The following is a 13,733-nucleotide window of genomic DNA, read 5'->3' as shown; positions in this document are numbered from 1 at the left end:
TCATTGGAGGATGGAGGCCCGCCTTGTCGCTATTCCGCGCGGGGCCACAACAATTTTCTGGGAGGACAACATGAGAAATCTACTCAAGCTCGCCGCATCCGCGACTGCGCTGACTTTGGCCGCTGCATCCGCGCAAGCGGCTGGTGAAACCGTCTGCCTGATTACCAAGACCGACACCAACCCCTTTTTCGTTAAGATGAAGGAAGGCGCAACCGCCAAGGCAGAAGAGCTGGGCATGACGCTCAAGGCGTTTGCCGGCAAGGTTGATGGCGACCATGAAACTCAGGTTCAGGCCATTGAAACCTGCATTCTCGATGGCGCAAAAGGCATTCTGCTGACAGCATCCGACACCAGCTCAATCGTTCCTGCGGTTAAACAGGCGCGAGATGCAGGCGTTCTGGTCATTGCGCTGGATACGCCGCTGAGCCCGATTGACTCGGCGGACGCGACATTCGCGACGGACAACTACAAGGCCGGTCTGCTGATCGGTCAATGGGCTAAGGCCAAAATGGGCGACGCCGCAGCCGATGCCAAGATCGCGACGCTGGATCTGAACGTCAGTCAGCCGACAGTGGACGTTCTGCGCAATCAGGGTTTCCTCGACGGGTTCGGCGTGGACTTGGCGGACCCAAATGTCATCGGTGACGAAACCGATGCGCGGCTGGTTGGCAGTGACGTGACCGACGGTAATGAAGAAGGCGGGCGCCGCGCGATGGAAAATCTTCTGGCTAAGGATTCATCCATCAACGTTGTTCACACGATCAACGAACCGGCTGCTGCGGGCGCCTATGAGGCGCTGAAATCCATCGGGCGTGAAAACGACGTACTGATCGTTTCGGTTGACGGGGGGTGCCCCGGCGTCCAAAACGTCGAAGCCGGTGTGATCGGGGCGACAAGCCAACAATACCCGCTGTTGATGGCCTCGCTTGGGGTTGAGGCCGTGAAAAAATGGGCCGAAGAGGGCGTGAAGCCCGAAAACACACCCGGCAAAGACTTCTATGACACGGGTGTGGCACTCATCACCGACCAGCCGGTTGATGGGGTCGAGTCGCTGTCTGTCGCAGAAGGCCTGGATCTCTGCTGGGGCTAAAGCCAGCCCTACAAGGTGAGGCGCGCCGTAGCGCCTCATCAATCCTTTAACCAGCAAACCTAAACTTCCTGTAAACTGATTTCGTGGACGCGATGCCAGCCACGAAAAGGGGGAGAGATGTCTGAAGCAAACCAAAACGCCCAGGAATTCGAAACCGCCGCCAACGCGTCAGAAACCGTAGCGGAATTTGAAGATCACCGTCGTGGTGTTCTGGGGAAGTTGCAGCATCTTCTCCATGTCAACCCTTCCTTTGTGCCGTTGATCGTTCTGGTCGGCGCCATCGTAATTTTCGGTCTGCTGCTGGGGTCCAAGTTCTTCTCCCCCTTTGCGATGACGCTGATCTTGCAGCAAGTTCAGATCGTGGGCATCGTGGCCGCAGCGCAAAGCCTTGTCATTCTGACCGCCGGCATCGACTTGAGCGTCGGTGCGATCATGGTGTTTTCATCCGTCATCATGGGTCAGTTCACCTTCCGCTACGGTATCCCCGTGCCCATTGCTGTGATGTGCGGGCTGGCAATGGGAACGCTGATCGGGGCTCTTAATGGCTGGCTGGTCAGTCGCGTAAAGCTGCCGCCATTTATTGTCACGCTTGGCATGTGGCAGATCGTTCTGGCGACAAACTTCCTGTATTCCGCAAACGAAACAATTCGCAGCCAGGATATCGAAGCCAACGCCCCGTTCCTGCAATTCTTTGGTACCAAATTCAGCATCGGTGGCGCGACCTTTACGGTCGGCGTGATATTCATGCTCGTTCTGATTTTCGTTCTGGCTTACGCGCTCAAACACACGGCCTGGGGCCGACATGTCTATGCAGTGGGGGATGACCCTGAGGCGGCTGAACTATCCGGTGTGAACGTGCACAGAACGCTGATGTCAGTTTATATGTTATCCGGTTTGATCTGTGCCTTTGCGGGCTGGGCCTTGATCGGGCGCATCGGGTCGGTTTCACCTACATCCGGTCAATTAGCCAATATCGAAAGCATCACCGCGGTTGTGATCGGGGGCATCTCTTTGTTTGGCGGGCGGGGATCCATCCTGGGATCGCTGTTTGGCGCGCTGATTGTTGGCGTGTTCACTTTGGGGCTTAGGCTTCTGGGCGCAGACGCACAATGGACCTTCTTACTTATCGGACTTCTCATTATCGCTGCGGTTGCCGTCGACCAGTGGATTAGAAAGGTATCGGGCTAATGTCAGACTCAACTCCAGTCGTCCAAGGCCGCGGGATCGTAAAGCGTTATGGCCACGTTACCGCCATCGACCATTCCGACTTTGAACTGCGCCAGGGGGAAATCCTGGCAGTGATCGGAGATAACGGCGCGGGCAAATCATCCATCGTGAAGGCGATCTGCGGCGCCACAATCCCGGATGAAGGCGAGATTCTGATCGAGGGCAAAAAGGTTAACTTCTCCTCTCCGATCGATGCGCGGAATATGGGGATTGAGATTGTCTATCAGCAGCTCGCCATGTCTCCTGCCCTTTCGATTGCGGACAACATGTTCATGGGGCGCGAAATCCGCAAGCAGGGGTTCATGGGCAAATACATGCGTAAGCTTGACCGTCCAGCGATGGAGAAGTTTGCCCGAGAAAAACTGACCGAGCTTGGGCTGATGACTGTACAGTCGATCAATCAGGCGGTTGAGACTCTCTCTGGTGGCCAACGCCAAGGTGTTGCCGTTGCTCGTGCCGCTGCCTTTGCAACCAAGTTTATCATCATGGACGAACCGACGGCTGCTTTGGGCGTCAAGGAAAGCCGCAAGGTGCTTGAACTGATCCAGGACGTGCGTGCGCGTGGCATTCCGATCATCCTGATCAGCCACAACATGCCTCATGTTTTTGAGGTTGCCGACCGCATTCATGTGCATCGGTTGGGCAAAAGGCTCTGCACAATTGATCCCAAGGATTACACGATGTCCGATGCAGTCGCCTTCATGACCGGTGCCAAGGAACCCCCAAAAGAGGACGCAGCGTGATCGAGCAGGACGTACAGCGCGTTTGCGACCTGATCTCCTCCCGGCGGCAAGTTGGAGTCCGGACGATTATCGCAATCGCCGGCCCCCCCGCATCCGGAAAGTCGACCTTAGCGGAAGCCGTTGTGCAATCGCTGAACACACAACAGAGCTCGGCGGTTCCGTCAGCCACACTTGTACCAACGGATGGTTACCATTTGGACAACTGCGTGCTGGAAACGCGTGGATTGCTGGCGAGAAAAGGCGCGCCAGAGACTTTCGACGGGGTCGGGTTTTGCGCTGCAATCAGAGAGCTTCAATTTACGCGCCACGAGTCCTTTCATCCCAAATTCGACCGCACAATGGACCTCGCTATTGCCAACGCCATTGCGGTTCACCCGGCAACTCCGGTCGTCGTCGTTGAGGGTAACTATCTTCTGATGGACAGCGACCCGTGGAGAAACCTGACGGATGTCTATGCCGCAACGGTTTTTATCAGCCCAACTTTGGAAGAGCTTGAAAACAGGCTGCAAAACCGCTGGATCAACCATGGCTTTGACCCGATCACGGCATTGAAACGCGCGAAAGCGAACGATCTGCCAAATGCAAAACTCGTCATCAGCACTAGTCGAAATGCCGACCTAAGATTAAACCAGAACTACACCGAATTCGGGACGCGCCACGCGTTCTGAATTTACGCCCTGGACCCCGCCATCCGTCGATGCAGCTCCTCTGGGCGAATTCACGTGCAACCAAATTAAGTTCACACACATGAGGAAAACTCATGAAGTTTTTTGCGGATACTGCAGAAGTAAGCGAAATCAAAGACCTGATAGACTTGGGACTTCTTGACGGCGTCACCACCGATCCAAGTCTGATTGCGAGATCCGGTCTCGATCTTAAAGAACTCATCGCAGAAATTTGCACTCTGACGGATGAACCATAAGAGTGCAGATTTAAAGCATAATGGTATAATTGTCCAATTTTAGGGGCATTTGCGCCACCACTCTATTTAATTATCCTAAACAGGCGCCTAAAGGAATCGCCAATCTAGCCATGAGAATGAAACGGGTACGGTTTCTGCATCCATACTGCCCGGTTCAAAGGCGCTGGGTCAGTGGCCATGTGGTTCCACCAATCTCCTAAATATAGCGGAGAAGCACTTCCAAGCGGGAAGATCATAACCAGAGGTTGGGATTGAACAGTTAGTCTGGCCGCGTGTGTTTTTGACTTTCATCATCACACGTTGAAAAGGTGGATCGGTCTGCCGTAAATCCTAAAAGTTGCACTACTTTTTTGATCTCACTCAAGTTAACAAGCACACCTTCCTCGCGCAAATCCTCAACGGCGAGAAAGATGTCTTTTCTTCTTGGAGCTTTTGACTTTTGACTTGATGAGCCTTTCTCCATTGCGGGTTTTTGCCGTCCTTTCGTGGAATGAGTGGATTGCGGGGTTTTGTCACCGGCTCCAAAAATTAGTTTTTGAAACCTTTGCAATAAGTTTTGTTTCTTTTTTACTACCCGATCAGATCGAGCAGCCGAGTTTCGTGTTTGCCAAGCTGTCTTTCGTTCCTGGATGGTATTGTCATAATGTGTGAACGCTTGTTCTAGATCATGTACAATTTGACGCTCTTCATCTGACGCGGCATCTGTTCGAAGATGCTCGGCCATTAAGCTTAGAAACTCGCAGCGCTGATCAAATTTGTTTTCGTCATTCCACCATTCATGGAATGTGTTGCGCACATCTAAGGTTTCATCTTGTCCGCGTTTAGGCGGTTCGCCTACGTTTCGAAGCCAACTCAGTACCGGTATCACTCGGCTTGGACCTTGGTACGCGATTGCGGCCTCGAATCTGAGTTCAGGAAGGGCAAATACGGGGAAAGACTTTGCTACCGATGCACGTAATGCCTTTTTCCAAATATCTGTCCTTGTCACTGCATAAATTGTGGAAGGCCGATAGTCTCCCAAGTGTGCTCTCACCCTCTCGGCAGCAGTCTTTTGGTCAATTCGGCGCCCGGCCATTTCAGGGTAGGCAGGAATTCCTTCAACCCGATCGGATGTTGCATCAAAGGCAAGTGCCCTTCCAATGCATGCGACCAGTTCTGGGTCGTTCGAAAGTTCTGTCAAACATGCTCTCAGGCCGGTTGGTAAGAAAAATTCGTCATCTGAGATCAGACTGCAGAATGGCGTCTGGACTATTTCTGTTGCGAAACTCAATCGGTCGAACAGAGGTGCAGGCATATGATAGTAATGTATTTTTTGACTCTGCGGTAGTGCTTCAGTGGGAATTGGCTTCGCCGATCCGTCGATCACATGCAGCTCGACACCTAACTCATTCCAATATGACATTGCTAACAGCACTAGCTGTTGTCGCTCAAAAGTTGGGATGACAAGAGTTAGATCTTCAAAACATACCATCGTTTTATGCGTCCAAGCTTGATACTAAACCTAGTTTGACTGCTTCGGTTCTTGCAGCAAACCTAGACGACTGCAACCTTCCTTCTATTCGCAAAATTACAGCTGACAGAAACTACTTCATTGTGCTGGTTCGCGACACTACCAACTGTATTGTGCAGGCCGCGCGATTGGATCGCCATCGTTATGCAGCACCTTCCTTAATTGGGATTTGCACTGCCGGAATAGAAACTGCGGCAAAGGGTCGTCTCAATGTTACAGGCAAGTATGATTGTAACGCTTTTTAATGGATTGAAGCAGCGGCTTCACGGTACATATCATGACTTAAGCCAACATCCCGGCTCAGTTGCATTTGTAGTTGGAAACTGGTTTAGAGTTCCCGAATTTACTGTTGGCGAGCGGTTGGAGCGTGCAAGCTTCCTTTGTTTGGACTCGTCTCGCTTGTAGTAAAAAGATGTGATTGTGGGGTTAGGCTTAGGCGATCGAACAGTGCGCCGCTACTGGATGAATACTGGGTATAAAGCTATGCGGTTTTAGGGAAGCATAGGGCGGCTAGGTGGTATATCTTTGCGCAAGTCAGCGCGTCATAGCAAAATTACAGAAGGTCTTAGGAACTAGATGAAAGCTGTTTTGCTTGCCGGTGGACTCGGTACCCGGATTAGTGAGGAATCTCACTTGAAGCCTAAACCGATGATTGAGATCGGTGGCCGTCCACTACTGTGGCACATAATGAAGATTTACGGAGCTTATGGGATAACCGACTTCGTAATATGTTGCGGCTACAAGGGATTCATAATCAAAGAGTATTTCGCAAATTATTTTCTGCATATGTCAGACATCACGATCGATATTCAGGAAAATCGAATGGAGGTACATCAACGCCATGCGGAACCTTGGCGTGTCACACTTGTTGATACGGGAGAGATGACACAAACGGGTGGAAGAATCGTGCGTGTGCGCGAGCATCTGGACGATCGGTTCCTGCTTACTTACGGAGATGGGGTTAGCGACATTGATATCAGCGAACTTATAGCATTCCACGAGGCAGAAGGTGTGGAGGCAACCGTGACCGCTGTTCAACCGGCCGGACGCTTCGGCTCAATTCAGGTCGAAGGTGCGCGGGTCAAAAGTTTCTTAGAGAAACCGAAAGGTGACGGACAATGGGTATCTGGTGGTTTCTTCGTATGTGAGCCGTCCGTTCTGGACCGTATTGACGGTGATGACACGCTTTGGGAGCGTGAACCAATGGAGGCGCTGGCGGCTGACAAACAACTGGCAGTCTATAAACATAATGGTTTCTGGTCGGCTATGGATACGCTGAGAGACAAGAACTTTCTGGAAGATCTTTGGGCTAGTGGGAAGCCGCCGTGGAGAGTCTGGAGGTGACGACCGACTGGAAGGGACGCCGTGTCCTGCTCACGGGACACACAGGATTCAAAGGCGCCTGGTTGTCGCATTGGCTGCTATCGCGCGGTGCCAAAGTCTTTGGTCTTTCATTGGCGCCCGAAAATTCACCCTGTCTTTTTGATGAGCTCGAGTTGGCCGAGCGTTTGGATCACTCGATTTGCGATATCCGCAATTCGGCGAATGTCAACGCACGTGTTGCCGATGCTGATCCCGACATTGTGTTTCACCTCGCAGCCCAATCACTTGTCCGCCGATCCTATCGCGAGCCGCAAGGCACGATGGATGTTAATGTGATGGGGACGGTGAACGTTCTTGATGCCTTGCGAGAGAGAAACAAGCCCACTGCGGTCGTGATCGTCACTACCGACAAAGTTTATAAGAATCTTGAACAGAATGCGCCCTACTTCGAGGATGACCAGCTTGGTGGTCATGATGCTTATAGCGCCAGTAAAGCAGCAGCGGAAATTGCTATTGCAAGCTACCGATCATCGTTTTTTTCGGGTTCGCCAGTTCGAGTTGCGACGGCCAGAGCGGGTAACGTAATTGGTGGCGGGGATTGGGCCGAAGACCGCATCTTGCCCGATTTGGCCCGCGCGTTTGGAGATGGTCAAGCTTTGGTCGTGCGCAACCGGCACGCGATAAGACCTTGGCAGCATGTTCTGGAACCTTTGAAGGGATACATGGAACTGGCTGATGGTTTGCTTGATGGTCGTGGTGATTTGGAAACTGCCTTTAATTTCGGTCCTGTGGTTTCCGATCAACGTCCCGTTCAAGATTTGGTATCCACCAGCTTGAACGCTTGGCCGGGTGAGGTCAGATATCAAAGCGAAACAAATGCACCACACGAGGCTGGCCGCTTGACACTGTCAATAGACAAGGCGAATTCCCTGCTGGGGTGGGCGCCTCGCTGGAACTTTGACCAGGCAGTAACCCGCACAGTCGATTGGTATCGGCAATTCAGCTCAGGCGTCGATGCAAAAACCCTAGTAGATGCTGATATTGAAGAGTTCGAAAAGGCCGAGTGATGAAATTCGAACCGATGATGATCAGTGATGTGCTGCGTATCGACTTAAATCGTATTGAGGATGATCGCGGTTTTTTTGCGCGTTCTTTTTGTAGCGAAGAATTTCAGTCGCGACACTTATTCTCGGAAATCGCACAGATTAACACTTCTTATACTCGGCATATGGGCACAATCAGGGGGCTTCACTTTCAACGAGCCCCGGCGGCAGAGGCAAAGGTTGTGCGCGTCGTGCAGGGCGCGATTTTTGATGTTGCCGTTGATTTGAGATCCGGATCAGAGACCTTTGGACATTGGATCGCTCAGGAGCTCAGCGCAGACAACCGCGTTGCGTTGTACATTCCGGAGGGATTTGCCCATGGTTTCCAGACCATGACAGATGATGTCGAGATGGTGTACTTGCACTCGATTCCCTTCAGTCCTGAGTACAGCGGTGGAGTCCATTTCGACGATCCTGAGATTGGTATCGGCTGGCCGTTGTCAAAAACTGTGATCTCACCTAAAGATCGTGCTCTGCCACTACTTGCCGAACTGGAGCCGCTAGAGTCATGAAATGCCGTCACTGCTATCATCCGCTCGGCCCTGCCTTTCTTGACCTCGGGTTTGCACCACCTTCCAATGCCTATCTTACGCAGGCCGATCTGCATGCACCTGAAGTCACCTTTCCTTTGCGGTTACGTGTGTGTGAACAGTGTTGGCTGGTCCAAACAGAAGATTACGCCAGAGCAGATGAGATTTTTCGCGCGGATTACGCATATTTTTCATCGACTTCACAGTCTTGGGTTTCGCATGCCGCTGAGTATGCAAGCACAATCACCCAAAGGCTAAATCTGGGTGCTGACTCCTATGTGATCGAAGTAGCCTCCAACGATGGTTACTTACTGAAGAATTTCGTGCAGGCAGGAATACCTTGCCTGGGTATCGAGCCTACTGATGCCACGGCAGAAGTTGCGGAACGCATTGGCATTCCAGTAATGCGGGCCTTCTTCGGTGAAACGCTGGCGCAGCAATTGGTAGCCCAAGGCCACAAGGCTGATCTTGTGTGCGGCAACAATGTATTTGCACATGTGCCCGACATCAATGACTTTGCTCTGGGGTTGGCAACAGTGTTGAATTCAGAGGGTGTTGTTACTCTGGAATTCCCTCATTTGCTCCGGCTTCTAGATGAATGTCAATTTGATACTGTGTATCATGAGCACTTCTCGTATCTTTCGTTAGGCGCGGCGCGGCGGATTTTTGAAATGGCGGGATTGCGTATCTTCGATGTCGAAGAACTATCAACCCACGGTGGCAGCCTGCGAGTATACGGATGTTTGCATGATGCGTCACATCTTCTAACCGACTCGGTTGCAAGCGTTTTGGCTAGGGAACAAGCCGCGGGTCTAGAGACCCATGAACCATATATTGCCTTCCAATCTCGCGTAGAAACGGTAAAGGACATGGCGCTTTCTTTCCTACTGGAGGCCAAGCGTAGCGGCAAGACCGTCAGCGCGTATGGGGCGGCCGCAAAAGGCAATACGTTGCTTAACTTTGCAGGCGTCGGCAGAGACCTGATTCAATTCGTATCGGACGCGGCTCCATCCAAGCAAGGCAAGTTCCTGCCGGGTAGCCATATTCCCATCCGCCCGCCCCAAGAGCTGAACGACAGCCGGCCTGACTACATCTTAATACTGCCATGGAATATCGCGGGTGAAATTACCACTCAGTTGGCGGATTTGGCTGATGCAGGTTCAGCCTTCGTGACATTTGTGCCTGAGTTATGCATCAGATGACCAATCGGATACCATATACAAAGCCATCAATTACTGAACTTGAGGTCGAATACGCTGCAGATGCAGCGCGGCATGGATGGGGTGCCCAATGCTATGAGTACATTGATCGGTTCGAAAACGAGTTTGGGAAATATCTTGGTGTGAATCACACCATCGCCACCTCTAGCTGTACGGGTGCGATGCATATGGGCCTTGCTGCGCTAGGTATTGGACCTGGCGACGAAGTAATTCTGGCCGACACCAATTGGATTGCCACAGTGGCTCCAGTGAAGCATCTGGGTGCAAGCCCGGTCTTCGTTGATATTGACCCGGTCACATGGTGCATCGATCCTGAACGGGCTGATGCGGCAATTACCCCTCGTACTAGAGCCATTATCGCGACGCATCTTTATGGTAATCTGGCAGACATGACGGCCTTGTTGGCGCTTGGTGAGCGTTATGGAATTCCAGTGATCGAAGATGCAGCAGAGGCGATCGGATCGGAGTGGTTGGGAAAAAAAGCTGGTTCGATGGGTTTGTTTTCCACGTTCTCATTCCATGGCACCAAGACCCTGACAACCGGCGAGGGCGGGTTATTCGCAACCAATGACACAAAGCTGTTCGAAAAGGTTCTGACGCTGTCTAATCATGGGCGCGTGCGAGGGCAAAGCCGCCAGTTCTGGGCCGATATGATTGGCTTCAAGTATAAGATGTCCAATATTCAGGCAGCGATCGGTTGTGCCCAGCTTCAGCGCATCGAAGAGCTTACGGCGCGAAAGAAGGAAATTCTGGCGGGCTACAAGGCAAGGTTAATAAATGAAACAGGCATTTCACTAAATCCAGAACCATCCGATGGCATAAATGGCGCATGGATGCCGACTGTCGTTTTTACAAAAGAAACTGGGGTCACTCGCGAGATATTGCAGGCCGCGTTTGCTGAAGCCAACATTGATGCTCGGGTGTTTTTCTGGCCCCTGAGTTCGCTTGAAATGTTCGAAGATTGTTCTGAGAATATTCATGCATGGGATATCCCTTGCCGTGCGATAAATTTGCCGAGCTATCACGATATGACAGATAGAGATCTGGATCAAATCGCAGGCGTAGTCGCTGTATTTGCGGGACAAAGGTAGAATTACACGTTGCCGGATCTTAAGAAAATAAGCGTGAAATTGGGCGCACATTACTCTGGAACTTTTGCCCGTCACGGTGCCACGGGTGAGGGTGTGGATTGGGGTTCTGACCCATCTGACCACCTTATACGCCTCGACCGAATGATTGCGGTAACCAACTTAGGTGATCTGACACAGCCAAGCATAATTGATGTTGGATGCGGCTATGGCAGCCTGTTGGATCGAATGAAAGATAGGAAACTCAATATAAAATTCACCGGCATCGATATGGCGAGTTCAATGATTGAAACTGCAAGAGATCGCCATCGAGACGCAACTTGGATAGCGGGTGATGTACTCGACCTACCGTCGGAGCCTCAGTATGACTACGCGGTTTGCAATGGTATACTCACTCAGAAGCTCTCGGTGTCACAACCTGACATGGACGCTTACTTACGAAAACTGGTAACCCATATGTTTACTATGTCGCGAGTTGGGATCGCCTTCAACGTTATGACGACCCATGTAAATTTTCAATCTTCTAACCTTTATTATCGCAACCCAGCTGAATTACTCGCCTGGTGCATGTCGCAACTCACATCTCGTGTCCAACTTGATCATGCTTATCCACTGTATGAGTACACTCTTTACCTGTACCACCCTGATGCGCCTGGTCTTGCGTATGGTGCGCACCGTTCGGTCACCGCGAGATGAATCGAATTGGTCTCATTTGTTCTGGTGGCGGTGCGGTAATGGCTGCGGCCTACGATATTCTGACTGAGCTTTCTCGCGTTCCTAATTGGGTGATGGTTTCCGACCGGGCCTGCAATGCTGAGCAAAGGGCAGATATCCGAGGTATCCCCATCAAGCGAGTGGAATACCGAAATGCCGTGGACTTCAGTTCCAAAGCCTCATATTGGCTGTTTGAGGAGAAGAAATGCGATTGTTCTGTTCTGCTTTTTACTCGCCTCGTAGGGCCTTCAATCTACGACTTTAAGCCCTGCATTAATCTTCATCCGTCGCTGTTACCGTTGTTCCCGGGATTAGGTTCTCTGACGGCGACGCATGCATCTGGGATGACTATCATGGGCGCGACCGCTCACCGAGTCGATCAATCGATGGATGGCGGCCCCATAATCGCTCAGGTCTGGTCCCCCCGGCCGACTACCAGGGAAACAATCCAAAGAGTGTCTTTCGCGCAAAAGCTCTATTTGCTTTTGTTACTTCAAGAAGCTCTGGCAAACGGGGATATAGAGCGGGCGTTGACGCTAATGGGGACAAAAGGCACCAGTTCAAGCGTGGTCGCAAAACCTGCGATTGCAGATAAGAAATTGAACGATGCGTTTCGCTCTTTCCTTAGAAACGAGGGCATCTCGTGGCCAACGCAACCGTCGTAATATCGCAATCTATGTATTTCCCTTGGTATGGCTTGCTCGAGCAACTTCGCCTGGCGGATGTATTTGTTCACTATGACGACGTGCAATTTGCGCGAGGTTTTCTTAACCGAGTCCAGATAAAGTCAAAGGATGGAGTTCGTTGGATGACGGTACCAACGCGCGACCGTCATCGCGGGCAGAACATTAATGAAGTGAAGATTGATGACCGAAGGCCCTGGCGTGAAGAACATTTAAATTTGTTGAAACAAGCATACTACTCGGCGCCGTATGTCGATGATATGCTAGAAGTGGTCTATGACGTTTTCCAGCAGCCATCGCAGACGCTTGATGAGCTAACCAGCTATTCGGTTCAGGCACTTGCAAGATATTTCGATCTTGATCAAAAAACGACCTTTATGTCGTCTGAGCAATTGAACGTTGCGGGGGCTTCGAGCCAACGACTACGCGACCTAACTTTGGCGGCAGGTGGAAGCGTCTATCTAACCGGACATGGTGCTAAAAACTACCTGGATCACTCAATTTTCGAGGATGCAGGGTTGGAAGTTCGTTACATTTCATATGATTGTGCACCTTATCCTCAATTACATGGCGCTTTTACGCCATATGTCACAGCACTCGACCTTATTGCTAATTGTGGTAGAGCGGGCGAAACGATGATCCGATCAGGATCAGTCAACTGGAAGGAGTTCATCAATGGATCCGATTGAGGCTTTTCAGGCGGAAGTCCGAGATAACATAAATAGTCTTGGAGCGGATCAGGACCTGCAAGCCTTATCCCGCATTTGGGTACGTGAAATTGCGCCGCATAAATGGGCGTACAATTTTTCTTGGCTTGGTCGTCCTGCAATTCAATTCCCCAATGACGCTTGGGGGTTGCAGGAGATCGTCTGGAATGTTCGCCCGGACTTGATCATTGAAACGGGCATCGCACATGGCGGATCACTGATTTACTCGGCCTCACTTCTCGCGATGTTAGAGTATTGCGACGCTGTAGAAGCGGGCAAGACGCTTGACCCCGCTAGTCCCAAACGCAAAGTGCTTGGCATTGACATTGATATTCGCGCCCACAATCGTGCAGCCATAGAAGAGCATCCGATGGCCTCCAGAATCGAGATGATTCAAGGCTCATCTATTGACGAAGACATTGTGGACCAGGTTCGAACTGCTGCTGAAGATTACCAAAAGGTACTTGTTTGTCTCGACAGCAATCATACACACGATCATGTGCTTGCCGAGTTAAATGCGTATGCCCCGCTTGTTTCTTCGGGTAGCTATTGCATTGTGTTCGATACAATCGTTGAGGATATGCCTCCCACTATGTTCACTGATCGTCCATGGGGACCTGGAGACAACCCAAAGACTGCAGTTCATGATTGGTTGAAAGTCAATCCTGATTTCGAGATCGACAAGAGTATCGATCACAAGCTGCAAATTTCGGTGGCACCGGACGGCTTCTTACGACGCCGGTAGTTTTGTCACGGTGGATTTCGACCAAACAGACAAAGTCCATGACAGGCCCGCGCTGATTGCCTAGAAATGCCTATTAGATTTGCTTTTGGAACCAGGTGATCCCAGTGGAGCAATTGGCGTTTACATAC

At 51.3% G+C, this 13,733-nt stretch carries 14 protein-coding genes and 1 pseudogene; 14 read left to right on the top strand and 1 reads right to left on the bottom strand.

All coding sequences use genetic code 11. From position 1 onward, the window contains the following. Window positions 1-70 precede the first annotated feature (70 nt). The 5 genes and pseudogenes from ACR0L9_RS17255 to ACR0L9_RS17235 form a co-directional block, all read left to right on the top strand. On the top strand, window positions 71-1,090 hold the full coding sequence (locus ACR0L9_RS17255; RefSeq protein WP_170392952.1) for a sugar ABC transporter substrate-binding protein: 1,020 nt from the start codon (window positions 71-73) through the stop codon (window positions 1,088-1,090). Window positions 1,091-1,207: 117 nt separating this feature from the next. Then, window positions 1,208-2,278, top strand: coding sequence for an ABC transporter permease (locus tag ACR0L9_RS17250; RefSeq protein WP_170392953.1), 1,071 nt, complete (start codon window positions 1,208-1,210; stop codon window positions 2,276-2,278). Next, complete coding sequence (locus ACR0L9_RS17245; protein ID WP_170392954.1) at window positions 2,278-3,060, top strand: ATP-binding cassette domain-containing protein; 783 nt, start codon at window positions 2,278-2,280, stop codon at window positions 3,058-3,060. Before ACR0L9_RS17250 ends, ACR0L9_RS17245 begins: the two co-directional genes overlap by 1 nt. Continuing rightward, window positions 3,057-3,728, top strand: a complete 672-nt coding sequence (locus tag ACR0L9_RS17240; protein ID WP_480896257.1) for a nucleoside/nucleotide kinase family protein — start codon at window positions 3,057-3,059, stop codon at window positions 3,726-3,728. The genes ACR0L9_RS17245 and ACR0L9_RS17240 overlap by 4 nt, the downstream gene beginning before the upstream one ends. A 92-nt stretch (window positions 3,729-3,820) precedes the next feature. After that, window positions 3,821-3,979 (top strand): annotated as a pseudogene (locus tag ACR0L9_RS17235) (transaldolase family protein); the annotation flags it as partial. Between the two features lie 262 nt (window positions 3,980-4,241). Here ACR0L9_RS17235 and ACR0L9_RS17230 read toward each other — a convergent pair. Further along, complete coding sequence (locus ACR0L9_RS17230) at window positions 4,242-5,453, bottom strand: TIGR00180 family glycosyltransferase (RefSeq protein ID WP_480571822.1); 1,212 nt, start codon at window positions 5,451-5,453, stop codon at window positions 4,242-4,244. 615 nt (window positions 5,454-6,068) lie between these two features. Between ACR0L9_RS17230 and rfbF the strand changes: the two genes are divergently transcribed. The 9 genes from rfbF to ACR0L9_RS17185 are packed head-to-tail and all read left to right on the top strand — an operon-like array spanning window position 6,069 to window position 13,605. Beyond that, window positions 6,069-6,836 (top strand): glucose-1-phosphate cytidylyltransferase, encoded by a 768-nt coding sequence (gene rfbF / locus ACR0L9_RS17225; protein ID WP_170408162.1) that lies wholly within the window; start codon window positions 6,069-6,071, stop codon window positions 6,834-6,836. Next, window positions 6,818-7,882 (top strand): CDP-glucose 4,6-dehydratase, encoded by a 1,065-nt coding sequence (gene rfbG / locus ACR0L9_RS17220; protein WP_480896255.1) that lies wholly within the window; start codon window positions 6,818-6,820, stop codon window positions 7,880-7,882. Before rfbF ends, rfbG begins: the two co-directional genes overlap by 19 nt. Next, entirely contained in the window at window positions 7,882-8,430 is a 549-nt protein-coding gene (gene rfbC, locus ACR0L9_RS17215; RefSeq protein ID WP_480571815.1) for a dTDP-4-dehydrorhamnose 3,5-epimerase, read from the top strand. The genes rfbG and rfbC overlap by 1 nt, the downstream gene beginning before the upstream one ends. Then, window positions 8,427-9,650: a methyltransferase domain-containing protein gene (locus ACR0L9_RS17210; protein ID WP_480896252.1), complete on the top strand. Its 1,224-nt coding sequence runs from the start codon at window positions 8,427-8,429 to the stop codon at window positions 9,648-9,650. The genes rfbC and ACR0L9_RS17210 overlap by 4 nt, the downstream gene beginning before the upstream one ends. Continuing rightward, a complete protein-coding gene (locus tag ACR0L9_RS17205; RefSeq protein ID WP_480896249.1) occupies window positions 9,647-10,759 on the top strand; it encodes a DegT/DnrJ/EryC1/StrS family aminotransferase in 1,113 nt (370 codons plus the stop codon). Before ACR0L9_RS17210 ends, ACR0L9_RS17205 begins: the two co-directional genes overlap by 4 nt. Before the next feature lie 9 nt (window positions 10,760-10,768). Beyond that, window positions 10,769-11,452: a class I SAM-dependent methyltransferase gene (locus ACR0L9_RS17200; RefSeq protein WP_480896248.1), complete on the top strand. Its 684-nt coding sequence runs from the start codon at window positions 10,769-10,771 to the stop codon at window positions 11,450-11,452. Next, on the top strand, window positions 11,449-12,135 hold the full coding sequence (locus tag ACR0L9_RS17195; protein WP_480896245.1) for a formyltransferase family protein: 687 nt from the start codon (window positions 11,449-11,451) through the stop codon (window positions 12,133-12,135). The genes ACR0L9_RS17200 and ACR0L9_RS17195 overlap by 4 nt, the downstream gene beginning before the upstream one ends. Further along, window positions 12,114-12,842, top strand: a complete 729-nt coding sequence (locus ACR0L9_RS17190; RefSeq protein ID WP_480571800.1) for a WbqC family protein — start codon at window positions 12,114-12,116, stop codon at window positions 12,840-12,842. Before ACR0L9_RS17195 ends, ACR0L9_RS17190 begins: the two co-directional genes overlap by 22 nt. Beyond that, window positions 12,829-13,605: a cephalosporin hydroxylase family protein gene (locus tag ACR0L9_RS17185; protein WP_480896243.1), complete on the top strand. Its 777-nt coding sequence runs from the start codon at window positions 12,829-12,831 to the stop codon at window positions 13,603-13,605. Before ACR0L9_RS17190 ends, ACR0L9_RS17185 begins: the two co-directional genes overlap by 14 nt. The last annotated feature ends 128 nt before the right edge of the window (window positions 13,606-13,733 follow it).

The organism is Ruegeria sp. I3, from assembly GCF_056532525.1.
Note: the sequence above shows the minus strand (reverse complement) of the source record. Positions and strands in the feature narration are given on the sequence as shown.